Source organism: Pedobacter antarcticus (assembly GCF_900103515.1).
In the GTDB taxonomy this organism is placed as follows: Bacteria; Bacteroidota; Bacteroidia; order Sphingobacteriales; family Sphingobacteriaceae; genus Pedobacter; species Pedobacter antarcticus.
On the sequence record NZ_FNGZ01000004.1, the window covers coordinates 261,783 to 286,275 of the forward strand.

24 protein-coding genes are annotated in these 24,493 nt (G+C 41.0%); 8 read left to right on the forward strand and 16 right to left on the reverse strand.

Annotated features, from left to right (window positions below; translation table 11 throughout):
• Positions 1 to 12 precede the first annotated feature (12 nt).
• From rfbA to uvrB, 15 genes are all read right to left on the reverse strand, one after another.
• Positions 13 to 873, reverse strand: a complete 861-nt coding sequence (rfbA, locus tag BLR53_RS11015) for a glucose-1-phosphate thymidylyltransferase RfbA (RefSeq protein WP_074589638.1) — start codon at positions 871 to 873, stop codon at positions 13 to 15.
• Positions 874 to 889: 16 nt separating this feature from the next.
• On the reverse strand, positions 890 to 1,456 hold the full coding sequence (locus BLR53_RS11020) for a DUF3109 family protein (RefSeq protein ID WP_037441860.1): 567 nt from the start codon (positions 1,454 to 1,456) through the stop codon (positions 890 to 892).
• Between the two features lie 3 nt (positions 1,457 to 1,459).
• The gene (locus tag BLR53_RS11025; protein WP_074589642.1) at positions 1,460 to 2,236 is read right to left on the reverse strand and encodes a DUF3108 domain-containing protein; all 777 of its coding nucleotides are present in this window, start codon (positions 2,234 to 2,236) and stop codon (positions 1,460 to 1,462) included.
• Positions 2,237 to 2,268: 32 nt separating this feature from the next.
• Positions 2,269 to 2,784 (reverse strand): DUF2480 family protein, encoded by a 516-nt coding sequence (locus BLR53_RS11030; RefSeq protein ID WP_074589647.1) that lies wholly within the window; start codon positions 2,782 to 2,784, stop codon positions 2,269 to 2,271.
• A gap of 64 nt (positions 2,785 to 2,848) precedes the next feature.
• Positions 2,849 to 4,945, reverse strand: coding sequence for a peptidylprolyl isomerase (locus BLR53_RS11035; protein ID WP_074589651.1), 2,097 nt, complete (start codon positions 4,943 to 4,945; stop codon positions 2,849 to 2,851).
• Positions 4,946 to 5,072: 127 nt separating this feature from the next.
• Positions 5,073 to 5,618, reverse strand: coding sequence for an LptA/OstA family protein (locus BLR53_RS11040; protein WP_244889488.1), 546 nt, complete (start codon positions 5,616 to 5,618; stop codon positions 5,073 to 5,075).
• Positions 5,619 to 5,644: 26 nt separating this feature from the next.
• Positions 5,645 to 6,970: a BamG family beta-barrel-assembly machinery protein gene (gene bamG / locus BLR53_RS11045; protein WP_037441865.1), complete on the reverse strand. Its 1,326-nt coding sequence runs from the start codon at positions 6,968 to 6,970 to the stop codon at positions 5,645 to 5,647.
• A complete protein-coding gene (locus BLR53_RS11050; protein ID WP_037441866.1) occupies positions 6,954 to 7,709 on the reverse strand; it encodes a type III pantothenate kinase in 756 nt (251 codons plus the stop codon). The genes bamG and BLR53_RS11050 overlap by 17 nt, the downstream gene beginning before the upstream one ends.
• Positions 7,710 to 7,816: 107 nt before the next feature.
• A complete protein-coding gene (locus BLR53_RS11055; protein ID WP_234797551.1) occupies positions 7,817 to 8,659 on the reverse strand; it encodes a DUF6427 family protein in 843 nt (280 codons plus the stop codon).
• Between the two features lie 168 nt (positions 8,660 to 8,827).
• Complete coding sequence (locus tag BLR53_RS11060) at positions 8,828 to 9,814, reverse strand: glycosyltransferase family protein (RefSeq protein WP_074589656.1); 987 nt, start codon at positions 9,812 to 9,814, stop codon at positions 8,828 to 8,830.
• 1 nt (position 9,815) lies between these two features.
• On the reverse strand, positions 9,816 to 10,661 hold the full coding sequence (locus tag BLR53_RS11065; protein ID WP_037442067.1) for a UDP-2,3-diacylglucosamine diphosphatase: 846 nt from the start codon (positions 10,659 to 10,661) through the stop codon (positions 9,816 to 9,818).
• 370 nt (positions 10,662 to 11,031) lie between these two features.
• Positions 11,032 to 13,491, reverse strand: a complete 2,460-nt coding sequence (locus tag BLR53_RS11070) for a hypothetical protein (protein ID WP_074589658.1) — start codon at positions 13,489 to 13,491, stop codon at positions 11,032 to 11,034.
• 85 nt (positions 13,492 to 13,576) lie between these two features.
• Positions 13,577 to 13,843 (reverse strand): DUF4834 family protein, encoded by a 267-nt coding sequence (locus BLR53_RS11075; RefSeq protein WP_037441875.1) that lies wholly within the window; start codon positions 13,841 to 13,843, stop codon positions 13,577 to 13,579.
• Between the two features lie 230 nt (positions 13,844 to 14,073).
• A complete protein-coding gene (locus BLR53_RS11080; RefSeq protein ID WP_037441876.1) occupies positions 14,074 to 14,271 on the reverse strand; it encodes a YwbE family protein in 198 nt (65 codons plus the stop codon).
• A gap of 1 nt (position 14,272) precedes the next feature.
• On the reverse strand, positions 14,273 to 16,333 hold the full coding sequence (gene uvrB, locus BLR53_RS11085; protein WP_037441878.1) for an excinuclease ABC subunit UvrB: 2,061 nt from the start codon (positions 16,331 to 16,333) through the stop codon (positions 14,273 to 14,275).
• 66 nt (positions 16,334 to 16,399) lie between these two features.
• On the opposite strand from uvrB, the gene BLR53_RS11090 reads away from it, so the two are divergent.
• Genes BLR53_RS11090 through BLR53_RS11120 form a run of 7 tightly spaced genes read left to right on the forward strand, consistent with a single transcriptional unit; the run spans position 16,400 to position 22,318 of the window.
• On the forward strand, positions 16,400 to 17,515 hold the full coding sequence (locus tag BLR53_RS11090) for a DUF7033 domain-containing protein (RefSeq protein ID WP_074589661.1): 1,116 nt from the start codon (positions 16,400 to 16,402) through the stop codon (positions 17,513 to 17,515).
• Positions 17,512 to 18,156 (forward strand): uracil phosphoribosyltransferase, encoded by a 645-nt coding sequence (gene upp / locus BLR53_RS11095; protein WP_074589663.1) that lies wholly within the window; start codon positions 17,512 to 17,514, stop codon positions 18,154 to 18,156. Before BLR53_RS11090 ends, upp begins: the two co-directional genes overlap by 4 nt.
• Before the next feature lie 6 nt (positions 18,157 to 18,162).
• A complete protein-coding gene (locus BLR53_RS11100; RefSeq protein ID WP_037441885.1) occupies positions 18,163 to 18,852 on the forward strand; it encodes a YjjG family noncanonical pyrimidine nucleotidase in 690 nt (229 codons plus the stop codon).
• A 53-nt stretch (positions 18,853 to 18,905) separates the two neighbouring features.
• Entirely contained in the window at positions 18,906 to 19,418 is a 513-nt protein-coding gene (locus BLR53_RS11105) for a DinB family protein (RefSeq protein ID WP_074589666.1), read from the forward strand.
• A gap of 18 nt (positions 19,419 to 19,436) precedes the next feature.
• Positions 19,437 to 20,756, forward strand: coding sequence for a flippase (locus BLR53_RS11110; RefSeq protein WP_037441892.1), 1,320 nt, complete (start codon positions 19,437 to 19,439; stop codon positions 20,754 to 20,756).
• Positions 20,753 to 21,400 carry a class I SAM-dependent methyltransferase gene (locus BLR53_RS11115; protein WP_074589668.1) on the forward strand — a complete coding sequence of 216 codons (648 nt, stop codon included), beginning with the start codon at positions 20,753 to 20,755 and terminating at the stop codon, positions 21,398 to 21,400. The genes BLR53_RS11110 and BLR53_RS11115 overlap by 4 nt, the downstream gene beginning before the upstream one ends.
• A gap of 6 nt (positions 21,401 to 21,406) precedes the next feature.
• A complete protein-coding gene (locus tag BLR53_RS11120) occupies positions 21,407 to 22,318 on the forward strand; it encodes a glycosyltransferase family protein (RefSeq protein ID WP_074589671.1) in 912 nt (303 codons plus the stop codon).
• A gap of 4 nt (positions 22,319 to 22,322) precedes the next feature.
• On the opposite strand, the gene BLR53_RS11125 is transcribed toward BLR53_RS11120, so the two are convergent.
• Complete coding sequence (locus tag BLR53_RS11125; RefSeq protein WP_074589817.1) at positions 22,323 to 23,075, reverse strand: class I SAM-dependent methyltransferase; 753 nt, start codon at positions 23,073 to 23,075, stop codon at positions 22,323 to 22,325.
• Between the two features lie 141 nt (positions 23,076 to 23,216).
• Here BLR53_RS11125 and BLR53_RS11130 point away from each other — a divergent pair, with 141 nt between their 5' ends.
• Positions 23,217 to 24,491, forward strand: a complete 1,275-nt coding sequence (locus BLR53_RS11130) for a glycosyltransferase (protein ID WP_074589674.1) — start codon at positions 23,217 to 23,219, stop codon at positions 24,489 to 24,491.
• Positions 24,492 to 24,493: the final 2 nt, after the last annotated feature.

Genomic DNA, 24,493 nt, shown 5'->3' on the forward strand with positions numbered 1-24,493 from the left:
GTTATCTATATTTTATTTGACTTGTTTCAGCAGATAAGCGCCATAACCACTTTTCACAAGCGGTGTAGCAATAGCGATTAATTGCTCTTTACTGATAAAGCCCATTCTGTAAGCTACTTCTTCTATACATCCGATCTTCAGGCCCTGTCTTTCTTCGATCACCTGTACAAATTGCCCGGCCTGCATCAAAGATGCAAATGTACCGGTATCCAGCCAGGCTGTTCCACGGCTCAAAACGCCTACCTTCAATTTACCCTGTTCCAGATATACTTTATTTACATCTGTAATCTCATATTCTCCGCGTGGTGACGGCTTTATGTTCTTAGCAATTTCTACTACGCTATTATCATAAAAATATAAACCGGGTACTGCATAATCTGATTTTGGAACGGCTGGTTTCTCTTCGATTGAAATTGCATTTTTATGCGCATCAAACTCAACTACTCCATATCTCTCTGGATCTGAAACGCGGTAAGCAAAAACGACTCCGCCTTCGGGATCACTACTGGACTGCAGCAATCTGGCCATCCCGTCTCCATAAAAAATATTGTCACCCAGTACCAGTGCAACTTTGTCGGTCCCGATAAAGTCAGCTCCAATTACAAAGGCCTGCGCAAGTCCATTTGGTTCCTGCTGCACAGCATAACTGAATTTGCATCCCAAAGCACTTCCGTCTCCCAATAATTTTTCAAAATTAGGTAGATCGTGAGGGGTAGAAATAATTAATATCTCTTTAATCCCAGCCAGCATTAAGGTTGATAATGGATAATAAATCATGGGTTTATCGTAAACAGGCATCATCTGCTTACTCATGACTAATGTTAGGGGGTGTAATCGCGTACCGCTCCCTCCTGCTAAAATAATTCCTTTCAAGACGTCTTAGTTTTGGTTATAGATTTGAAGATACACTATTTTCGAGTTCAGCATACCATTCCTCTCCATATTTTCTGATCAGCGGTCCTTTCAGAAACGTATATACTGGTACTTTAAGCTCACGCCCGAATACACAAGCATCGGAACAAATATGCCAACGGTCATAATTTAAAACATCAAACTCCGGATAGCTGGTTACCCGAATAGGGTATAGGTGACAGGAAATCGGTTTCTGCCAATCTACAATACCTTGTTCATGAGCCTTTTCAATTGCACACTTGGTAATTCCGTTTTCAAACGTTACATACGCACACTCTTTATTTCCATCTACACATGGGGTGGTCAGATCTCCATCAGAATCTATCACCGATGTTCCGTATTCCTCTATCGCCGCTATGCCTTTTGGCGCAAGCAGGTGCTTAATTTTCGGGTAAATTTCTTCCAGAATAGCTGTCTCTGCATGTTCCAATGGTGCACCGGAATCTCCTTCTACGCAGCAGATACCTTTACATTTATTTAAATTACACACAAAGTTTTCGCGGATAACATCTTCGTGAACCAGAGTGTTCTGTACTTCTATCATGATTTATTTTTCTTGGACTAAAGGATATTTTAAACCTTTGGCCGATTTAATTTCCATTGTAACAGCACCGACTAAGATCTCAACCTGTGCCTTTACAGGGACTCTGTTGCCATCATCTGTGATCCAGAGATATAATGCGCTGTCTTTTCTAAAGATTCTTCCTGGCTGGATGCTTGGACTGAACTTCAGACATCTGATCTTCCCCAGTTTACTTTTAACTACTTCTTTGCCAACATATTTAACCGTAAGGCTACTGATCTTATCGCCCAAAAAGTAATTCAGTTTAAATTCATCTCCTATTTTCAAACCCGATATGTCGAGACTACGGGCAAAATAATAGGCTGAAACGAGATCAAATGTCTGATTTGTTGGCGCTGTAAACGTACCCCGGTTACTTACTACCTTTTTACTTCCCTGAGTAAACCTGGCTTTATCCTGTCTCTTATAAGACGCCTCCCTGATATTTTCCTGATAGAAATATGGAGTCAGTGTCTTTTTATCTATATAGGAATCGTAATGATCCCTTATTTTGTAAAACACATCAAATGTTCCTGAAGTTTTTGCATCTACAACCAGATTATATACCGGCTGATTGTCAAACTTCATATCTGAATTTAAAACCTTAATCGTTGCTTCTGCGGCTGTAATGAAACCATAGCGCAATTTGTACTCCAGCTCCTCCCCCGCCTGAAACACAGGTTCACTCTTTAAAGGAAGTTCCTGAGAGAATCCGCAAAAGGATGACAAAACGAAAAAGGAAAGCATGGTAATTTTTCTCATACCCCTGTAAAACAAAAAGTAATCCAAAATCATCAGGCCTTTCGTTTGAACACAGGTACGGTAGAACAAGGTTCACCATACATTATGCTTTTAACAACCGGCGTAAGCAGGTTTGTAATCTCCACATAGGCAGCAACCGGAACGGTGACGTCAGCACAACCTTTGATTACAATACGTTCGTCCCTGAAAGATTCCAGATCGATTTTTGCAAGAGCCCTGGTAAATAATACGGCTTCCAGTGTTTCCAGATTACCAAAAACTACCTCGTTTGCATAAGGTTTCAGTTTTGTAGCGAGCAGCATATACGCCCAGGTAGGTACAATCGCGTCTGCACTGCAGATCACTGCGACGTTTTTGCCGGCATAGCTTTCCCACTCATGTGTCTTAATAAACTCTCTGAAATCCTTTTCACGTAACATTAAACCGTGAAACAGGTTATCTTTTATATCGTAGATTATTCTTTCTCCCTGGTCATAATATGATTCCAGGTTCAGCGTAATTAATCCACTGGCAGCAACTTTGTTGACTATATTTTCCTGAATTTCCATAACATTATTAAATAAAAAAAACCGGAAGCATCAGCTCCCGGTTTCAAAATTACGTAAAATAAGATTAATAGAATTTCACCCTATTGTCTTTTATCTCGCTTTTATCTTGCAGAGCCTGGAAAGCCGCACCTAAAGTACGTTGTCCCAATGCTTGCAGCATCATTTCTTTCTGTTTAAACGTATTACCCATTGGTGCAGGATTTGCAAAACCATTTACGGTAAATACATAAACACCATGCTCCCCATCTATTGGTTTAGAAATTTTGTTTACCGGTGAACCAAATACAGTTCCTACCAGTTTGTTTTCCTGAGCAGCTCCTGGAATTACAGGGTTTGAGAATACAATATTCTGCACTGGTGTAACAGTTCTTCCGACCTTCTGTGCAACCTGATTCAGGTTGGCAGCGCCTTGAGCAGCCTTAGCTAATTTATCTTTCAGCATCTTCGCTTTAACGGCATTGATAACCAATGGTTCGATATCTTTTTTAATAGATTCCAATGGAAGAACTCCTTTTGGCTTAACGTCAGTAACATGTGCTACAACAAACGCATTATCCATTTGGTACACTTCAGTTAACACATCGCCTTTTTTTGCTGCAAATCCATCACGGATTAACTGACGCGGATTATCAAGTCCCGGAGCATAACCCTGGCTACCTGTAATTCTTTCAGCCACACTAACTGTATATCCTTGTTTCTTTGCTTCAGCACTGAAGTTATCGTCTTTAACTGCATTCAGGAAAGCCGATGCTTTTTTATAAGCCTGATCTTTTGTTCTGCTGCTTGGTGTAAGGTTTTTTTCTATGTAAGCGATCTTAGCTACTTTAGAAGATCCGATTTGTTTTTCAATTTTCAAAAGGTGTACACCAAACTGTGAGGTAACAACTTTAAGATCACCTACCTGGCCATTAAATGCTGCATTCTCAAATTCAGGAACCATCATACCTCTGGAGAAAGTACCCAATTCACCACCTTTATCTTTCGAACCATCTACACTATAGATTTTAGCTAATGCTGCAAAGTCGGCACCTTTCTGAATTAATGTTTTCAAAGAGTCAGCCATTTTTACCGCCTGATCGACACCACCCAATTTTGCTGCGTCTAGCAGAATATGGCTGGCTTTTACCGAATCTGGTGAAAAACGCACATCTTGTATTTTAGCCATTTTATAAGAACTTCCAGAGAATACCGGCCCGTAAAATGAACCTGCAGGAAGTGAAAATACTGCCGAATCAACTTGTGGGTCCAATTGTCCTTTAGTGATATAAGTATATGGAACTTTAACATCTGAATTGATTGCTGAAAACAATGAATCTGTTTTAGATGCTCTGAAATCTGCAGCCAATTTCTCTACCTGAGTTTTTACTGCTGCTGAATCTTCCTTAGTAGGATTTACGCTGAAAGCTACATATTCAAATGAACGTGTTTCTGCAGGATTATCAAATTTCTTTTTGTTATCGTTATAATAAGCTGAATAGTCTGCATCTGTAGGTTTCACAGCAGCATCCGGGATACTCGCATATTCAAGATTTACATAGCTGAAATCTGCCAGTTTATTTCTGTTGATATATTCATCGCTAGCTTCCAGAGTGGTTACATAAATTGAATTTTTAACCAGATTAGCATATTTCTGCTGTAAAGCCTGTTTCTCAATTTCAGCTTCCAGCAAATCCCATTGTTGTTTTAACTGCGGGTTAGATGATTGTTGCTTTAAAGAGTTAATAACAGCGGCACGATCTACCTGTCCTGTCTGAGGATTACCGAAATACTGAACGATAAGCGGGCTGGGATTTTTACCCTGATAAAGATCAAATAATTCATCACCGGAAATATCCAGTCCTAAACGCTGGTATTCTTTTGAAAGCAAGATCGTAGCAAGTTCACCATTCCACGCATTGTCAACAGCCATAGCTGTCATTTGAGGATTGGCACTACCGCCGTATTGTTGTTTAAACTGCTGTAAATTCTGATCTACTTTAGGGCCGAAATCGTCAATGTTGATATCTTCACCATCCACAGTTCCGACAACTTTTTGAGAAGCAGCCCAAAATGGCTTACCTACGTTAATTGCATCACCGACTAAAAATGCAACAATTGCAAAACCGATGGTGCCAACTAAGATGATGCCCATGCGATTCCGCAAAAATGTCATAAAACCCATAATATCTATTATTTATATTTTTTTTAAGAGCGCGCAAGATACAACTTTTGCCAAAAAAAGAAAACAATAAAATGTATTTGAATAAGTATTTAAAAATTAAGGGAATAGGGTTTATGTAATCTAACTATTATGGAGTCAGATCGCCCTTAACAAAGGTCTCCCCTGAGCCTTGTTCGAAATCTACAGAGCTGAAATCTTCGGGTGCACTGAAATTAACAGCGTTGAGAATTGTACCGTCTGGTCTGGTCACAATTCCACGTGGAGAGAAGTATTTTTTTTTGCGTTCGTCCCAGGTGAGCTCTTCCGTGTTAAAGGTCAGATCTTCACGAACTACTACGACATTCTTTTTGAAAACAGTAATCCCTTCTGTCTCTTTACGGATAGCATAATCAGAAGTGATTGTACCAGTAACTTTCTGCAGCGGATCGAAGAATGTTATTTTAACTCCTCCCGGCATCTCCTGATATTTACTTCCTTCAGAAGGGTTAACCTGATCCAGTACAGGCGCATAGCCTTTAGCTTTAACAACGGCAGAATCACTAAATGTAATGTCTACGCGCAGGGATCGGTCTCTGGTGAGCGTAACTTTTTTTGCGGATATTTTAGCCGCTTTTTTTAAGTCGTCTTCATTGCAGGAACTTAAAAAAAGCGGGATCATGCACAGTATAGCCAATCGGAAAAGTATACCGGCAGTTTGCATTAGTCAAATTTAAATCTTCTGAACCACATATCGTTAAGAGTGAATCCAAGGCGCAGATTGATAAAGTTTTCCTGCAATGCATTTGCCTGCATTGTGCCACGTTTACCGATCTCAGTTGTAAAATTCACTTTATAGAACGCTCTTGTTGTCAGCGCGTTTGCCAAAGGTAATCCCAGACCGAAACTCAGTGCCATTTCTTTCACATCTTTATCGGCAAGTTTAATATAAGATTTATCATAGCTCAAGCCAAAACGGTAATCGACTCTTTTGAAATAACTATTAATGGAGGTAATATCTGGAGTAATCTGGCCACCGACCGATACACCGTAACTATCTTCTAATCCCTGATTAACCTTGTTTAAGCTAAATTTAGACCAGCTACCCATCCTGAAATCAGCACCTATAACCCATTTATTATCGCGTTGTAAGGCAATACCAAAATTATGCGTTAAAGGCACTCTCAGGCTTGACTTTCCCGATTTTAAAGAATCAATTGACTCTACAGTCGTGTTTCCAGTTCCATCAGTTTCGCTGCCTATCCTGTATTTCGAAGCAACATAGCTGCGGGTTGAATTAATATCATTTGCCGATGAGCCGGAATACCCGAAGTTCAGTGATGTTTTTGAATTTAATTTGATATCATACTGAATACCATAAGAGAAGTTAACTCCTCCGATACTATTTTCATTTCTCAGACGGGTAGCCATAGCTACAGGATCTTCAAACTCAACTCTTCTGTCCTGAATAATATTTCCGAAAAGGTACTCAACATTACCTCCGATACGTAAATGATCGCCTATCTGGTAACCATAACCTATATAAGCTTTTGTTAAACCACCCTCACCTGTATAGATATTAGACACATTTTGAGTAGCGGGATTTCCAGTATTAGAACCACTGGAAATTGTACCTTTTTCTGCAAAATCATAACCTACCTGAGAATAAGGCATTACACCAAAACTCATTGCCGACTTTTTAGTAATTGGCATTGCAATCGTCAAATGGCTCAGGGTTCCGTTAAAAGAACTGCTTTTATCAGACCCCCTGGACAGGTTAACAATACTTCCTGCAAGCCCCACATCAATTGTTGTTAAACGGATTCCACCATAAGACGCTGGATTCTGTACGTTAATATTGTTGTAGCCTGTTGGTTTATTGATAGCCGTAGATACTCCTCCCATAGCCCGAAACTGCGGAAGCGGAGAACCCATAAGATTACCAATTCCAAACCTTGAGTAAGGTGACTGACTAGTAATTTGTGCATTTACAGAAATGCTGGCCAGCAGAACTAAAACTGCAGTGATATAATTAATCTTTTTGTACATATTCGAATGCAATGACTTCGTTTAATCCTTTTAATACCAGATAAGGATCATGACTAATTTGAGAGGCATAATTGCTGTTTTTTAACTGATCAAGCAAAAATGCGGCATCTCCTCCTGTAATCACAACCTTCAGGTTTTTATATTTATTATTATGCAGGGCAATAAAACCCTCTACTTCATTTACTACTCCTTGTAATACGCCATTGGTAATAGCAGTATCGGTACTAATCCCATCGGGAATACGCTGAACTTCCCTGTCCCAGCCCACCAGAGGCAATTTACCGGTAAAATGGTGAAGAGCCTGGAAGCGCATTTGCACGCCTAAACTGATACTTCCTCCAAAATATCTTTCCTGATCGTCGAGCAGATCATAGGTTATACAGGTTCCTGCATCTATAACCAGGCAATTCTGCCCCGGAAAACCCTGATGAACAGCTATAATTTTAGCCCACCTGTCCTGACCCAGCGTTGACAGGGTCTGGTAATGGTTTTGGACACCGGTATTCAGCCGGGTCGAAAAAGGCAAATATTTCGTATTGGCTTTTAAAACCGAGATCAATTCAGGATCTTCAGGTTTCACACTCGAAAGCGCAGCATATTCTACGCCTTGTTCCTTTATAAAACTTGCCAGAGTGGCCTTATTCAGTTCGGGAACGCTTTGAAAAAAAACCAGCAGTTTACCTTTAAAAACAGCTAATTTAGTATTAGTGTTGCCTATATCAATAACCAGATTATGCATTAGCCTGTATGAACGTAACCTGCTCCGGGAAATTGACAACTCCAAACTTCATTTTACAAAGCTATTAATCTTTACCAAGTTTCAAGGTATCAAATTGTTAAAAAAGGTTAAACAAACAAAAAGAATTGGATCGCAATAACGAGTATCAGGAACAAACTTTCATAGAACCAGCGTTTTGTAGCATTAGAAAAATAATAAGCGAGCAAAACTGCACCTGGAGGAACACATAAAAGGAAATGATAAAGTTTAAAGTTAGATTTCGTGTAGCAGCTTAAAATTGCAATCAGAAACATGAAGAAAAGCATCTGAAAAGCCTTTCTTGTACTAATAAAACTTCTAAAAAAGTTTTCTCTCAGCTGAATGAGGGCAAGAACCATCATGATAACCACCGGAAGGAGAACCAGATAATCATTATAGTGGATTGTAAACACCGAAGGGAACTTATTTTTTAATGGTAGCCAGATTTGATAAAACATATTCAAACTGTCATTCCAATAGTAAAATACGGCCAGAAAGAACGTTATACTGAGAAAACCGACGAGTCCGGAGATCCATTCTCTCCAGTTGAAACTTCTGTACAACAATAAACTCAGCCAGATCAGGAGCAACATCATCACAAAAGGAAAATAGATCAGTGTCCCTAATGCGATAAACAATCCAACATCAAACATGAGCATAATTGCATTCGGCGCTTTTCCGATTTTAAGCAATTTATCCATCACAAGAATCAGCAAAAAATTGCAGATCAGAACAGGGCTCAGGATCAGAAATGGATCGAATAAACTTGCACCTGTAATGTAAAGCAATGCAGGTAAGAAACTTGGTTTCGCAAGAAGTTGATGATTGTTGACAATCCGGTTAAAATAAATCGCCTGAATATAGATTAAAACGCCGGCGAGCATGATATTTCCAGTCACAGACATCGAACTGCCCAGCGGAATCTGAATCATAAATTTAGTGTACGATTCCAAAAACTCGAAGTTCAGCCTTGGCGGTGGGTTTATTAAAAAAGCAATCCGCATAAAAAATGTATATGCAAAAAGCAGCAACAGGTTTATGGGGTTTAAAGTTTTGAATTGATTGATCATGCCATTGATAGATTGGCAAAGTAAAGAAATTTATCTGGCAAAAGAACTGACAAGTTTGTCAATCACAACCGATGTTTCATCTGGAAAATTATAACACCGGCCTTCCGGCATAGCAAGCCACGAGCGTATAATTCCCTCCCATTTCTTTTGACCGGGCCAGATCACAGGAAAACCCATTTTCTCGAGTGCAAAAGCATTACAATGCTGTTCATACTGGGATTTCATTGGAATAACCAAGAGTTTTTTACCTAGAAACAATGCTTCAGATGGCCCTTCGAACCCGCCTCCGGTCAGCAGTCCGGCAGCAGAAGCCAGACTCGCATTAAACTGATCATGATGAACGGGTCGCACCCACACGTTAGCACTAACATACTCCTGACGGCTGTGTTTAGAAAACACATGCCACTGCTGATCTGAAAACTGATGCAGTAAGGGTAACAGATGCTTCTCATCCATTGCTGGTAAGTAAACTGTATAATGTCCTGCGTTGGTTATTTTGAGCTCTCTGATTGCCTTTCGGATCACAGGCGTATGAATAAAGTCATCGTAGGGCTCGAAATGGAACCCAATGTGCCTGGTGGCTGGTGCATAATATTTGAGGATCATTTTTTCCCAGCCTGCGCCCGTCGCTTTTGGAACAAGTGGTGAAAAGAAAGAAGCCTGATGGCTTAAAGCCACACTAGTAATGCCCTTCAATCTGCATGCCCAGGCTGTCACCGGCTCAAAATCGTTCAGCACAAGATCATAATCCTTAAGTGGGATACTACGCATGTCTTTAACCAGGCGCGGAAGGTTCATCTGCCTCCATGTCGCATAATGATCAACGCCACCCTTTTTTCCGAAAATAAAACTAAAGCCGTGAAGCTGATGCCGCACAGGTTGAGTTAATTTCACATCGGCCTGTGTGCCGCTGATTAAAAGATTCACCTCACCATACTGCTGTAAAACAGGGATAATTTCCCTGGCCCGGCTTATATGACCGTTTCCTGTTCCCTGTATAGCATAGAGTATCTTCATCTCAGCCTACTTTCATCTTTTGCAGCAAAAGACCTATATCTAGTTTACTGCGCAGATCTTCACTATCAGACAGTAAACCTTCTTCCTGCTCATCTTGTCCGAAGTCATGCTGCTCATACCTGAAAATACTCCAGGCCCCGTCCTGATACTCCAGAGCGGTCATGTTTTCCACCCAATCGCCGCTGTTCAAGTAAACAACCTGCCCCCCATCTGTTTTCACCTGCTTCATCTCCGGTTGATGGATATGTCCGCAGACCACATACTGATAGCCTTCTTCTACTGCAACCTCTGCAGCTGTCTGTTCAAAACTATTGATAAACTTAACCGCATCTTTAAACTTCGCCTTAATTTTTTTTGAGAAGCTCATTTTTTCCTTTCCCATTAATTTAAGAAACCAGTTCACACTGCTGTTTAACAAAATTAGACTGTCATAGCCTATGGCGCCCAATTTTGCAAGCCATTTAGAATGCTGCATAGTGACATCAAAAATATCGCCGTGAAAGAACCAGACTTTCTTCCCGTCTAATTCCAGCACGAGCTTATTTTCCAGGTGAAAACTACCCATATTCATCCCCGCAAATTTGCGCAGCATCTCGTCGTGATTACCCGTCAGGTAATACACCGGAACACCTTCCACAACAAATTTCATTAGCTTTCGTACCACCTTCATATGCGTCTCCGGCCAGTACCTTTTACTGAACTGCCAGATATCAATGATATCGCCATTCAAAATAATCATCTTCGGCTTGATACTTTTCAGATACCTGAGCAACTCTCTGGCCTGGCAACCATAAGTACCCAGATGAACATCGGAGATCACGACAATTTCGACTACTCTTTTAGATATCATCCGTTTACGATAATTAGGATTATACACTAACACATATTAACTTATACAAAGATCAGTTTGGCAGGTTAAGTGAATGTTAAATAGAGATGATCATACGAACTTGTTAACATTGCTGAATACTGACGCGGTATTAAGTCGGTATTGAAAGGGTATTGATACGGTGTTGATTTACCATTTTACCGTATCAATACCGACTCAACACCGTATCAATACCCTTTCAATGTACTCCCAAATCAAAACAAAATCAGGAATTTGTCTCAGCTCAGTTCAAAAAAAAAGCAGTAACGAATCGTTACTGCTTTAAAATCTAGTTTCTATTTATTATAAAAGTCGCCGCAAATTCCCGGCCTTTCTAAAAGGGAATGTCTTAAGCTTTTTTCTTCTTCTGATCTGTGTAGAATGCAAAGCCTAAACCTGCAAGCAGGATCAAAGATCCGGCAAGTGATATTTTTTCACCCAGATAATAAGAAGTTGGATGGAAGACAAATTCTACTTTATGATTTCCTGCAGGCAGTTGCGCAGCACGCAAGATATAGTCAGCTCTGAAATAAGGCTTTTCGACACCATCTACCAGCATTTTCCAGCCCTTATCATAATATACTTCTGAGAATACAGCAACAACATCTCTAGGCGCACTGTAAGAGTACACCATATGATCAGGATGATAGCTATCCAGTTTAATCAAGGCAGAATTTCCAGGAACACCAGCACGTGCGGTATCAAGTCTGTCTTTAAAGGCGACGTCTACAATCGCTTCTTTTTTAGGATCAAAACTGCTGACAGCTTTCATTTCCTCATCTGCATTTTTAACAAACTGAACGCGATCTACAAACCAGGCATTACCAGCAGCTGTAGCGTTACGCTGCATTTTATAGGCGCCTGTCTGGCGATCCTGAGTAATAATATATTTGGTATTCAACATATCCAGCACGTCTTGATTTACACTTTTCGTGAACTGGTGGTCGATTAATTCCTGAATACGTTTTAAACGGGCCGAATGTGCACCACCAACTGTTTTATGGAAATAGGATGCATCTGCATTAGTGAAGGTTGGGATTGAGGCGTCATAAACCCGGAAATCGGGATCCTTGTCGGCCATAATGAAAGTATCGACATCCCTTGGCTGATAATGATTATTTAAACTCGCTTTAGAAACGAAATTTGTATTATTCAGATATCTTTTATCTACCTGCCACATATCAATCAACGTAACAAAAGCCAGTAGACCGAACACGGCTTCCTTCTTCATCTTATCTGTAATTAATGCCCAGATTAATCCGAAACCAATAATCAAGAACAATAAAGTACGCATAGCGTCTGCGCGTGCAAATGCAGCGCGATCGTCTACCAATGCATTTCCAATCGCCAAAGCGATATTCCTGTCATTGCCGAAGTTCTGTGCAAGTGCATCCAGAAACTGCTGATGAGATGATGTTTTAAAGCTGAAAAATAACGTAGGGACCACCGCAACAATCAGCGCAAAGCCACCCGTAATTCCGAAAGACCAATATAACTTTTTCAGTATATATGCTTTATCATATTGCCCTTCCTGCGCTTCTTTAACTGCAAGTAAAGCCAGTATTGGGAACAAAAGCCCAATAACTGCGAGAATGGACTCAACAGCCCTGAACTTGTTATACAGCGGCACATAGTCGAAAAATATATCTGATATAAACGGGAAGTTTTTACCAAAAGAGAGGAGAAGGAACAAGATCGTAGTCGATAAAATCCACCATTTCATTCTGCTCTTTACGATAAAAAGGCCGAATATAAAAAGCATACAAATAATTGCTCCGAAGTAATAAGGCCCTGCGGTAAATGGTTTCTCGCCCCAGTAAACGGGCAATTGCTGTGCGAAACCCGCAGCCTGCTCAGGTGTAGCGCCTACTTTGGCCAGTTCTTTAGCCACATTGGAATTAGCATCCAGACGTTCATTACCCCCTCCATATAAATCAGGAATCAGAAACGTCAAAGATTCACCTACACCCTGGCTCCACTGATAGGCATAATCTTTTGGTAAGCCGTTATCTGGCTCGTACGAGTCTGCAGTAAGGTTTGATTTACCACGTATAGTTTCTTTACCGTACTCGTAAGTAGTCCAGAGATTACTTGCATTAACCATAACGGAAAGTACAATAGCTAATCCGAGGTAAGACAACACTTTGGTTAGTTCTTTCGTTTTATTGGCTTTTACTGCGTGATAGATTTCAATTCCGACATAAATTAGCAAAGCCAGGAGGAAATAATAGGTCATCTGAACGTGGTTCGCACGCAGATTTAATGCTAAAAAAAGTGCCGTAAGTGACGCACCCATCAGATACTTGCCTCTGAAAGTGAGAATAATACCTGCAAGAATCGGTGCAAAAAGACCTATAGCAAGGGCCTTGTTACTATGCCCCGCAGCAATAATAATAAAGTTGTAGGAGGTGAATGCAAAAGCAATCGCACCGGCTGCAGCGAGCCAGGGATTTATTTTCATTACACAGAATAGCAGATAGGCGCCCAAAAGATAAACCAGCACTGTTCCGACGGGATCAGGTAATATATCCTTAATTATTGAGATCCCGTAAGTTGTTAAGTTTAGTGGATATTGAACCCAGATCTGGTACGCAGGCATTCCGCCGAACATCTGATTGGTCCATAACGGACCTTTGCCGTCTTTGGCTTTGTAATCCATTATCTCTTTCTGCATGGCTTTTGCCTGCAGCACATCACCTTGTGCAGGAGCCTTTCCCTGAAGAACAGGACTGAAATAAACGAAACATAAAATTACAAAAAACGCACAGATGGCCAGGTGTATGCCATTCCTTTTTAACCAATTATTCATTAAGGCTTGTTTAATTTAAACTAATCCCAAAAATATAAAATTGATACAGATTAGAAAGGAAATTTATGCATTCGGCAGAAATACTTTATTTCAGTTCTTCGTAATCGACAAAATCACCCAGTTTATCTGCGTTTCCCTGCTTTGGCTGTGGTGGTACATAGTCGATAGATATCTGACCTTCTGGTTTAGAAGGGCGGCGTTGCTGCTGTTGCTGCTGACCGGTGTAACCACTCTGCTGCTGCTGCATTTTTCCAAATATATTTCTGATCAGTAGCGGGAATATCAATCTTAAAAGAATGCGTATTACCCACAGGATCAGTATAGTGATAAAAAGAAATTTCAATAATCCCATTTGTTTTTTACTTTAAAATTTTCTTCTGTCTATATAGCAAAAGATTAGCTCCTGCCAGCTCAGTTCAAAGAACTGTTGCGGCTTTATAAATCGTGAAGAGAAAGCCGTTGGTACCGGCCTTAAACATCTTCACCTATAAATTTAAACAGGCTCTTTCAAATATAGACAGAAACCTGTGCTGATTATTACAAATAACGTCCAATTCTTGCACAAGAATTACAATTTGAAGCCTAATCTTCCACAATCTCGGCAACGCGACCGACTTGCCCGTCTTCCAAACGAACCTTAATCCCTCTGGAATGATAAGGTGATGAGGTCAGCAGATTTGCCACTATACCCCTGGTTAACTTGCCGGTACGCTGATCTTTTTTTAATATTATTTCCACTTCCAGTCCAGGATAAATATCTGCTCTGTTTTTTCCGTCCATCTTATAATTTAATCTTTTTTGTTGTTTGCGCCCCGAATCTGTCCGCAAAAACTTTCTCCATTGCGAACATTTCATCCCTGAGGCGGGCAGCCATCAGGAAGTCCATATCTTTGGCTGCTTTAGCCATATCTTTTCGTGTTTTATCAATTGACTTCTGCATCTCAGCCTGCGTCATATACTGCACGATGGGGTCCGCAACCATACTTGCCTGGTCGACTTCAACGTAAGCCTTTTTCCTTTCCGCATTCGCAGAAAAATCAAGCACAGAAGTTTGCTCGAGAATTGCTTCCCTGCTTTTCCCAACCGTTTTAGGAGTAATTCCGTTTGCGAGGTTATAAGCCATTTGCTTTTCTCTTCTTCTACTGGTTTCATCCATAGTAACAGCCATGGAATCCGTGATTTTATCGGCATACAAAATTACACGACCCCTGTCGTTTCTTGCCGCACGTCCAATAGTTTGAATCAGGGAGCGTTCGGAACGCAGAAAACCTTCTTTATCTGCATCCAGAATAGCAACAAAGGAAACTTCCGGAAGATCCAGACCTTCCCGCAGCAGGTTAATCCCAATCAGCACATCAAATTCACCAAGTCTTAACCCTCTCAAAATCTCCACCCTTTCCAGGGTTTTTACCTCGGAGTGAATATATCTGCACTTGATATTAAGCCTGTCCATATATTTGGTTAGCTCTTCTGCCATGCGCTTGGTTAACGTAGTGACCAGCACGCGGTCACCCATCTTAATAGTTTTATCAATTTCATCCAGCAAATCGTCAACCTGATTAACTGCCGGTCTTACTTCAATCAGTGGATCCAGCAATCCTGTAGGACGAATAACCTGTTCTACTACAATACCGTCAGATTTCTGCAGTTCATAGTCTGCAGGAGTGGCACTGACATATATGGTCTGCGGAGCCAAACGTTCAAACTCCTCAAAATTCAGTGGACGATTATCCAGTGCAGAAGGCAAACGGAAACCATATTCTACCAGAGACATCTTTCTGGACCGGTCTCCACCGTACATTGCGCGGATCTGCGGCACGGTCACATGACTTTCATCTATAACCATCAGGTAATCATCAGGGAAGTAATCCAGTAAGCAGAAAGGACGCATCCCAGGTGATCTGCCGTCAAAAAATCTGGAATAATTCTCAATACCTGAACAGTAACCAAGTTCTTTCATCATCTCCACATCAAAATTCACCCGCTCCTCGAGTCTCTTCGCCTCCAGTAACTGCCTGTCTTCGATCAGTTGGTTTTTCCTCACCTCTAATTCCTGCTGAATTCCCCAGATCGAAGAAGCAAACCGGTCTTTCGGCGTTACAAAAAGGTTGGCCGGATAGACAGCCATATCTTCCAGTTTCTCCAACGTTTTTCCGGTAACGGGATCGATGACACTCAATTCTTCTATATCGTCACCAAAAAACGAAACCCGGTATGCCGTATCCAGATAGGCCGGAAAAATATCGACTGTATCGCCTTTTACACGGAACGTACCGCGTTTAAAATCATTGATTGTTCTTGCGTATAGAATCTCAACAAGGCTATGCAAAAATGAGTTTCTGGAAATTCGCGTACCTACAGCGAAACGGAATACAGAGCGGGAAAAGTCTTCCGGATTTCCCATACCATAAATACAGGAAATGGAAGATACAACTATGATATCCCTTCTTCCGGACATTAAAGCCGATGTTGTACGTAAACGTAATTTCTCAATTTCTTCGTTAATACTCAAATCCTTTTCGATATACGTATTACTGCTCGGCATATAAGCCTCCGGCTGATAATAGTCATAGTAGGAAACGAAATAATTGACCTGGTTTTCCGGAAAAAACTGCTTGAACTCGCCATAAAGCTGAGCAGCCAGCGTTTTATTATGACTGAGAATCAGAGTCGGTTTCTGAGTCTGTTCAATCACATTTGCCACTGTAAAAGTCTTTCCTGAACCGGTTACTCCCAGTAAGGTCTGATAGTGTTCATTATTGCGAACTCCGGTTACCAGCTGTTCTATGGCACCGGGCTGATCGCCTGTCGGTTTGTACTCAGAAGTCAGTTGAAATTTCATAGGTATTCAAAGATAAGGAATATTGATGTATTGATATGTCGTGATTATATCCTAAATTTATTGGCCATGAAGCTATTGGTATATGTCCCGCTGCTTACACCCAGAATAAAGTATATTTTTAACTTTATTTTCACTGACATACTTCATACACAGGTTGGCTTCAGTTCTAACCTGCAGGAGTATAACGAATCGGACCTGCCTAAAATTTCCTATGCAAGCAGACCGGTCAAAGATGAACTCTTTTTCAAACAGGATGAATTCCTGCTGGGACACAGTATAAAGCCTCCTACGATCCGCACGTCCATTTATGGCGATATGATAGTCCCCTTTGCAGTGGAGGGTGGCATACTGCCTTTCGATATTTTTGCCGCATCTTTTTATTTTGTCAGCCGGTTTGAAGAATACCTACCGTTTGAGGCAGATGAAAATGGTAATTTTCCCGCTGAGCAGAGTTTGCAGAGTAAACTTAAACTCCTTGAGTTTCCGGTTATAGACGGATGGGCAATGTTACTCAAAAACATTTTACTTAAACAGTATCCGGGTCTGCATTTTGGCAAAAAGAAATTCGAGATCACCCCTTTGATTTGCCTTTATCCAAGTACAGCAGGCTCCTCTTTCAATCTGTTCAAGCAGGTTTTTACACATTTCGGAAGTTTACTGAAATTCAAAAAACAAGTGAGGACACAACCAGGAAAGCTTAGTAACCTGCAACTTTTTCTGGTAGGGCAGCATACCCAGCACAATCTCAATGCTGTGTATTTTTATCGTCCCGCACTGGAAGTAGACAGTGTGACCGACAGGCAGCTGGTTTTCCCTAACAGTTATCTGCACTTAATAAAACATGGCCTGCAGAAGGATTACAGAATGGGTTATCTGAATAAACCAGGATTTCGCGCAGGTACCTGCACGCCTTTTTACTGGTATGATCTGCAGTTGGAAAAGATGACACATTTACGCATTCATCCGGTTCCTGTCAATGATCTTATTCTGAAGCAATCCCGAACATTCGATAAAGATAAAATCCACGATCAGTGGGGAACTATGATTAACCACGTCAGAAAACTAGAAGGCAGTTTTTATATGGTCTGGCATAAAGACACCTTGCCAGAATACGGTAAAGGAAAAGCAGGGAGGCAGCTATACGCACAATTATTAGCCGATTTTTCTAACTTTGCACCATGATATTTGAACTGAGTAAGACAAACTCCATTGCTAATACATATGTAGCTGAACTTCGTGATGAAACTATACAGAAAGACGCAATGCGCTTTCGTTACAATCTGGAGAGAATTGCTGCCTATTTCGCATTGGAAATCAGTAAATCAATGGATTATGAGCAGATAAATGTACAGACTTCGCTTGGTATGGCCCCGGCTGTAAAATTAAAAGAACAACCGGTACTGGCAACCATTCTCCGTGCAGGGCTTCCCATGCAGCAGGGACTTATCCAGATTTTTGACCTTGCTCCTTCTGCATTTATCACTGCCTACCGGAAAACGCATGACAATGGCATACCTGAGATCATGGTCGATTACGTTTCCACCCCAGACCTTACCGGCAAGACCCTGATCATGGCAGATCCGATGCTGGCTACAGGTTTATCTATGGTACTTTGCTGCAAAGAACTCCTGAAACGTTTTAAAATTAAAGAATTACATCTTGTAATTGCCATTGCAAGTGCCGCAGGCGTTGCCTATGTAAGAGAACATCTACCCGAAGCCAAATTATGGATTGGTGCGGTTGATGCAGATCTGGATTCCAAATCTTACATCATTCCCGGACTGGGAGATGCTGGAGACCTGGCCTACGGCAAAAAACTATAGAACTTCATGAAAAAACATATCTTTTTCGACCTTGATCATACGATCTGGGATTTTGATAAAAATGCAGAAGAAACACTTACTGAACTTTATGGCCGTTATTGCCTGGATCAGTATGGTTTAAACTCCTGTACAGATTTCATAAAAACATATACCCACAATAATCAGCTTTTATGGTCTGCCTATCATTTGGGCCAGATCACTAAAGAGACTTTAAGGTCAGAGCGTTTTTATAAAACATTTGTTGAGCTTGGAATTGCGCCGGAATTAGTTCCTCATGAATTTGAAGCCGACTATGTACGGTTGAGCCCGACAAAAAAACACTTATTTGATGGATCGTTCGATGTGTTAGGTTACTTGCAGGATAAATATACTTTACACATTATTTCAAATGGCTTCAAGGAAACTACCTTAATGAAAATGGATCTTTGCCAGCTGAATCCTTATTTCACCAATGTTGTGATTTCGGAAGATGTGGGAGTAAACAAGCCAGACCCGGCCATATTTGAGCATGCATTAAGCCTTGCAGGTGCAACCAAGGAAGAAAGTATCATGATCGGTGATAGCCTGGAGGCAGATATTAAAGGTGCACAATCTTACGGCATAGATGCGATTTTCTTTAATCCGATGAAACTCGAAAAACCGGCTTATGTAAACAAGCAGATCCATCATCTTGAAGAACTGATACAACTCTTTTAGCATCTTGATGTTTATCTGATGAACATAATCAGCTAACGCGACAAAACCAATCTATGCAGCACAACAAGGTATTCGATGAACTGAAAGAAATTACACAGACCTATAACCGCTTTCTGGAAAAGATTCCGGTTGCAGCCTTCCAGCAGACTCCTGCTTTCGGAGGTTGGTCTTACAGTGAGGTGTATTCGCATATATTTGATTCCAGTATTTTATCAATTCAGGCCGCAGCGTCCTGTAAAACTAACGGTGAGCTCAATAAACCTACATCTTTTGCGGTTAAGCTTGTCCTTTTTTTTGGAAGTTTTCCACCGGCTGCCCGGTATAAAGTACCGAAACGACTAGAATCCAGGGTACATAAAATCAGTCCGGAAGAAGCCTCTGTTTTAATGCATAGTTTCCTGGTACAGCTCGAAAAATTTGCTCCGGTAATCCAGAATGCAGGAAGCAATTTAAAAGTTAAACATCCGCGTTTAGGTTTTCTGAATGCCACCCAATGGATGAGATTTACTGTAGTCCACCTGAAGCATCATATGAAACAACTTAGACGGATTGAGAAAAGAAGTTAATTTCACATCTTTGCACAGATGAAGATACCCGGTCTTAAAGGTTTTGATGAAGCTGCATTCCAGAAATATGTAAAGAATACGGGATGGCTAATGTTCGGCAAGATCCTGAGTATGTTCGTCGGCTTTATCATTGCACGGTATCTCGGTGCAAGTGCATTCGGGGAACTGAGCTTTGCAGATGCCTTTACAACTATTATTGCTGCTGTCGGCGCACTCGGTCTGGACAGTTTTATTATCCGTGAAATTATTAATGACCCGAAACGGAAGGAAGAGATCCTGGGGACTTCTCTCTTGTTGCGACTGAGCATAAACGCATTGCTTATTCCCATTACTGCAGGTATTTATCTCTTTTTTCATCGCAATTCTGAACAACCTGGCGATCCGTTAATCTGGATCATCGTAATTCTCGCATTCGCATCATTCTTTAAATCGTTTAATATAATTGACTCCTACTTCCAGTCTCAGGTTGCGTCAAAATACGTCGTCAAAGTGCAGAATATCTGCGTAATTCTATCCGCGGCGATTAAGGTATTCCTGGTTTACATGAATTTACCCCTCATCTGGTTTGCCGTTGCCCTCACTTTTGACAGCGTAATGCTGGCCGTCGGACTTATCATCATGTATCAGGCCAGAGGTGAAAATATTTTGCGCTGGACCTTTAGTAAAACCCGGGCATACAGCTTGTTGAAACAGTCATTTCCCCTTATCCTGTCTGCAGTAATGGTCTCTATTTATATGAAAATTGATCAGGTCATGTTAAAAGAAGTCGGCAGCGTTGAAGTGGGGATTTACAGCGCCGCAGCCAAAATCAGTGAAGCCTGGTACTTTATTCCAATTGCTATTGTAACTTCTGTATTTCCGGCAATCATTCATGCAAGAAAAACAGATCCCGAACGTTATCTAAAACGGCTGAGGAACCTTTACGATCTCTTGGTCTTTATTAGTCTGCCTGTTGCTATTATCGTGAGTTTTTTTGGGTCTGATATCATACATTTTTTATATACAGATAAGTATCAGGGTGCCGGAGATATGCTCTCCATACATATATGGTCCGGGATCTTTGTTTTCCTGGGTAGTGCGAGTTCACAATATCTGCTTGCCGAGGGGTTTACGTTAATTTCATTTCAGCGTACTGCCATGGGGGCAATTGTAAATATTCTTTTAAATTTATGGCTTATACCGCTATATGGCGGTGTTGGTGCATCCGTTGCAACATTGATAGCTTGCATGGTCTCGACCTTTTACCTGCTGCTGATTCCTAAAACAAGGGCTCAGGGCATAATGCTTTTAAAATCATTATTTTTGTTTACCGCATTTCAAAAAATATTTAAACGTTGAATAAACTTCAGGCATTTGCCACATTAATCACTAACCCGGACAGGCTGAAAGCCTTGTTATCATACGGGCATAAAGGCTATCTGGCCAGCATTGGCTGGTTCAGGGCTTTTGATCAGCAACAGGCGGTAGCTGCCAATGGCGATCCACTGCCTTGGGTAACGTATTCTTTTATTGATTTTATAACCCCGCGCGTACTTCCTGAAATGCGAATTTTCGAATACGGATCTGGAAGTTCTACTTTATTTTATGCCAAAAGAGTTAAGGAAGTGGTCTCAGTTGAACATGATCAGGCCTGGTTCGAAAAAATAAAAGGCACTAAACCTGCAAATGCAGAGTTGATTTACTGTGCCCTTAAACCAGATGGAGAATATGCACGTAAAGCAGCATCTCTTGACCGCCCGTTTGATCTGATTATTGTCGATGGCCGTGATCGTGTGAATTGTTGTATACATGGTGTCAGCGCATTAAGCAATAGCGGAGTAATCGTCCTGGACGATTCCGAACGTCCGGAATACCAACCGGCAAGAGACTTTCTGATTAATGCAGGCTTCAGAGAACTTTCCTTCTCGGGTATTTCACCAGGTTTGTTTTATCTTAAGGCTACATCCGTGTTTTATCGTTCAGACAATTGTTTAGCTATCTAATAATTTATGCAGGTTTTCGCTCCCATAGCCCTTTTTGTATATAACAGACCGCAGCATACTGCGCGTACCTTAAAGTTCCTGCAACAGAATGAGCTGGCAGCAGAGAGTCGTTTATTTATTTTTTCTGACGGGCCTGCAAAAGAAAGTGATGAAGAACTGGTTGCCGAAGTACGGGAAATCTTAAAAAATACTGAGGGATTTAAATCCGTTGAAATACTGGAACGCAAGACTAATCTCGGGCTTGCAGATTCGGTAATTGCAGGCGTAAGCCAGCTTATTAAAAACTATGGACAGGTAATTGTCCTGGAAGACGATCTGATCACCTCTCCCTATACGCTTACTTACTTCAACGAAGCACTGCAACGGTACAAAAAAGAAGAAAAAGTCATGCATATCGGTGCCTATATGTACCCGTTGAAAGGTACGGATCTGCCTGAAACATTTTTTTACAGAGCAGCGTCAAGTTGGGGATGGGCAACCTGGGAAAGAGCATGGAACCACTTCGAGCCTGATATAGATGTTTTGATATCTAAATTCAGTCATCAGCAAAAAGCTGCATTTTCGATTGACAATCAGATGAATTTCTGGAAGCAGATGATGGAATTTAAAAAAGGAAAGAATAACAGCTGGGCGATCCGATGGTATGCATCAATTTTCCTGCAGGGTGGCTTAACTTTAAACCCATCACATTCCTTGGTGAATAACATTGGCCATGATGGTACTGGTGTGCATTCCGGTATCAATGAAATTTATAATGTAATTATTAACCCTAAGCCTATCCGGACTTTCCCTGAAAAGATCGCAGAGAATAAGGAAGCTTACCTCGCTATCAAAGCATTCCTTGGTAACAGAAAAGGGAATATCTGGGAGAGGTTAAAAAGGTTCGTCAAACAAAAATTACATAATTTTAAAGCTTAGCGGCTTACAATTCCTTTTTTGCCTCTATCAGGATATAAGGAGAAAGTGCTTTTGAGTTAAAAGGAATAATCTTCGTAAGCACTTTGCCTGCAATCCAGGTGGCTTTTTTGAATAATCTTACAGCCACCGGCTTTTCCTTCTCTTGTTTCAGCCATAAACTAAAGTGTCCAAAATAGCGGGCTTCCTTTACGGTTAGTCCCTCCTGTTTACAAATACCGGCCAGAAGCTCCGGATCCATACAATGGATATTATGTTTCTCGTAATTCTCCCGATCAAATTTACGTTGGAACCAACCATTTAACGCCCTGAAATTCGGGAGCGTGATGAATAATGTGCCGCCAGGTTTAAGAAACTCCACATGCTTTTTGACAATATCCCCGGTATCATTAAAGTGTTCTATCAAACCGCAGGACAGCACCATATCATATTTACCCCGCTCCTGATGATTAAATAAATCTGCTTCTATAACGTGTATATCTCCGGCCTGCAATGCATTGGTCTCCAGCAGATCATCAGTTACCGGGGGGTGAATAAAATAATCCAGCAACGTGACATCCAGCTTAAAATATTTACGCAGAAAGACCGCATAATATCCAGGAAAACCACCCAGTTCAATGGCAGTTTTAATTTTTTCCCTGTCAATAATTTCCTTTAGTTCTTTATGAAACAGATAGTTTTCCGGTATTCGAAATGAAAGCCCTTTTTTACTAGTCCAATAATTCACCCAAAAATCTCTATCTGTTAATAGATTTACCATATTCAATTTGTTAGCTTTCTGATTATTATCCCCTCTACCTATAATCATGCCGGGACAAAGAGAACGTAATATGAAGCTAAATATATATCTTCCTGTCCGGGGAATTCACTGGAAAATATAATTATTTGTAATTTAGTCGCATTGAAAGTTATCCATATCAATACATACGAAGGGAATGGCGGAGCAGGACGTGCCTGTCTCCGGCTTAGTGACGCACTGAAAGCACACGGTACTGACTCTAGTGTTCTGGTATATTATCAGTTTCAAAAGAGTGAGAAATCCAGGGCATTCAGCCATTCCATATTCCAAAAAATCAGCGCTGTTTATCATATACTTGCAGAGCGTTATCTGTCTAAATTTCTGACAAAAGCAGCGCTCAAAACACCTTTTTCCCTACAATGGTTCGGCAGCAATATAGCTAGTCATCCTGCGGTACAATCAGCTGATATTATCCACCTGCACTGGGTAAACCACGGCTTTCTTAAGCCATCTAACCTGGCTGATTTAGAGGAACTAAATAAGCCGATCGTCTGGACTTTTCATGACAGTAACGCCTTTACCGGTGGCTGCCATGTCCGCTATGCTTGTGAAAATTTCCATAAACAATGCGGTAACTGCCCCTTATTAAAAATGAGCGGTAAAAATGATCTGTCTCACTGGAACTGGCTAAAAAAGAAGAAGGGATATGCAAACCTCGATTTTCATATTATCGCCCCCAGTAACTGGATGGCATCTTCTGTCAGGTTTAGCAGCCTGATGGGTGTAAGGCCGCAAACGGTTATCCCAAACACCATTGAAACAAACGTCTTCAAACCGTATGTTAAATCAGAAGCCCGGAGAATCTTTAATATCGCACCTGAGAAATTTGTAATTCTGAGCGGATTTATGCCCTCAAAAAATGACAAACATAAAGGGACAGCATATCTTGTTGAAGCTTTGAACGATTTGGCTAAACGTCCGGATATCGACCCGGGAAATATAGAACTGCTAATCTTTGGTAATAAAGATGGCATAGAAATGCCCGAATTCCCTTTTAAAACCACGCTACTGGGAACTATCAGTGATGATACGCAGCTAGCGAAATGTTATTCGGCCGCCGATGCCTTCATTACACCGTCACTGGAGGATAATCTACCCAACACAGTAATGGAAAGCCTAGCCTGTGCTACGCCGGTAATCGCATTTAAAACGGGTGGCATCCCGGATATGGTTAATCACCTCGTAAATGGTTATCTGGCAGACTATGAATCGGCAGAAGATCTCGCTACCGGAATGGAATGGTTATACCATGAAGAGCACGCGCCTGAAATACAGAAAGAAGCGAGATTAACTATACTGAAATACTTTTCCGAGGAAGTAGTAGCTAAACAACATCAGCAATTATATCAGTCATTAATAGACGCCCATGTATATTAATC

Coding starts and splice junctions, on each gene's coding strand:
- BLR53_RS11020 (WP_037441860.1), bottom strand. CDS start 1,456: ATGATAGAAGTACAGAACACTCTGGTTCACGAAGATGTTATCCGCGAA.
- BLR53_RS11025 (WP_074589642.1), bottom strand. CDS start 2,236: ATGAGAAAAATTACCATGCTTTCCTTTTTCGTTTTGTCATCCTTTTGC.
- BLR53_RS11030 (WP_074589647.1), bottom strand. CDS start 2,784: ATGGAAATTCAGGAAAATATAGTCAACAAAGTTGCTGCCAGTGGATTA.
- BLR53_RS11035 (WP_074589651.1), bottom strand. CDS start 4,945: ATGGGTTTTATGACATTTTTGCGGAATCGCATGGGCATCATCTTAGTT.
- bamG (WP_037441865.1), bottom strand. CDS start 6,970: ATGTACAAAAAGATTAATTATATCACTGCAGTTTTAGTTCTGCTGGCC.
- BLR53_RS11050 (WP_037441866.1), bottom strand. CDS start 7,709: ATGCATAATCTGGTTATTGATATAGGCAACACTAATACTAAATTAGCT.
- BLR53_RS11055 (WP_234797551.1), bottom strand. CDS start 8,659: ATGATTCAGATTCCGCTGGGCAGTTCGATGTCTGTGACTGGAAATATC.
- BLR53_RS11060 (WP_074589656.1), bottom strand. CDS start 9,814: ATGAAGATACTCTATGCTATACAGGGAACAGGAAACGGTCATATAAGC.
- BLR53_RS11070 (WP_074589658.1), bottom strand. CDS start 13,491: ATGAATAATTGGTTAAAAAGGAATGGCATACACCTGGCCATCTGTGCG.
- BLR53_RS11075 (WP_037441875.1), bottom strand. CDS start 13,843: ATGGGATTATTGAAATTTCTTTTTATCACTATACTGATCCTGTGGGTA.
- BLR53_RS11080 (WP_037441876.1), bottom strand. CDS start 14,271: ATGGACGGAAAAAACAGAGCAGATATTTATCCTGGACTGGAAGTGGAA.
- uvrB (WP_037441878.1), bottom strand. CDS start 16,333: ATGAAATTTCAACTGACTTCTGAGTACAAACCGACAGGCGATCAGCCC.
- BLR53_RS11090 (WP_074589661.1), top strand. CDS start 16,400: ATGAAGCTATTGGTATATGTCCCGCTGCTTACACCCAGAATAAAGTAT.
- upp (WP_074589663.1), top strand. CDS start 17,512: ATGATATTTGAACTGAGTAAGACAAACTCCATTGCTAATACATATGTA.
- BLR53_RS11100 (WP_037441885.1), top strand. CDS start 18,163: ATGAAAAAACATATCTTTTTCGACCTTGATCATACGATCTGGGATTTT.
- BLR53_RS11105 (WP_074589666.1), top strand. CDS start 18,906: ATGCAGCACAACAAGGTATTCGATGAACTGAAAGAAATTACACAGACC.
- BLR53_RS11110 (WP_037441892.1), top strand. CDS start 19,437: ATGAAGATACCCGGTCTTAAAGGTTTTGATGAAGCTGCATTCCAGAAA.
- BLR53_RS11120 (WP_074589671.1), top strand. CDS start 21,407: ATGCAGGTTTTCGCTCCCATAGCCCTTTTTGTATATAACAGACCGCAG.
- BLR53_RS11125 (WP_074589817.1), bottom strand. CDS start 23,075: ATGGTAAATCTATTAACAGATAGAGATTTTTGGGTGAATTATTGGACT.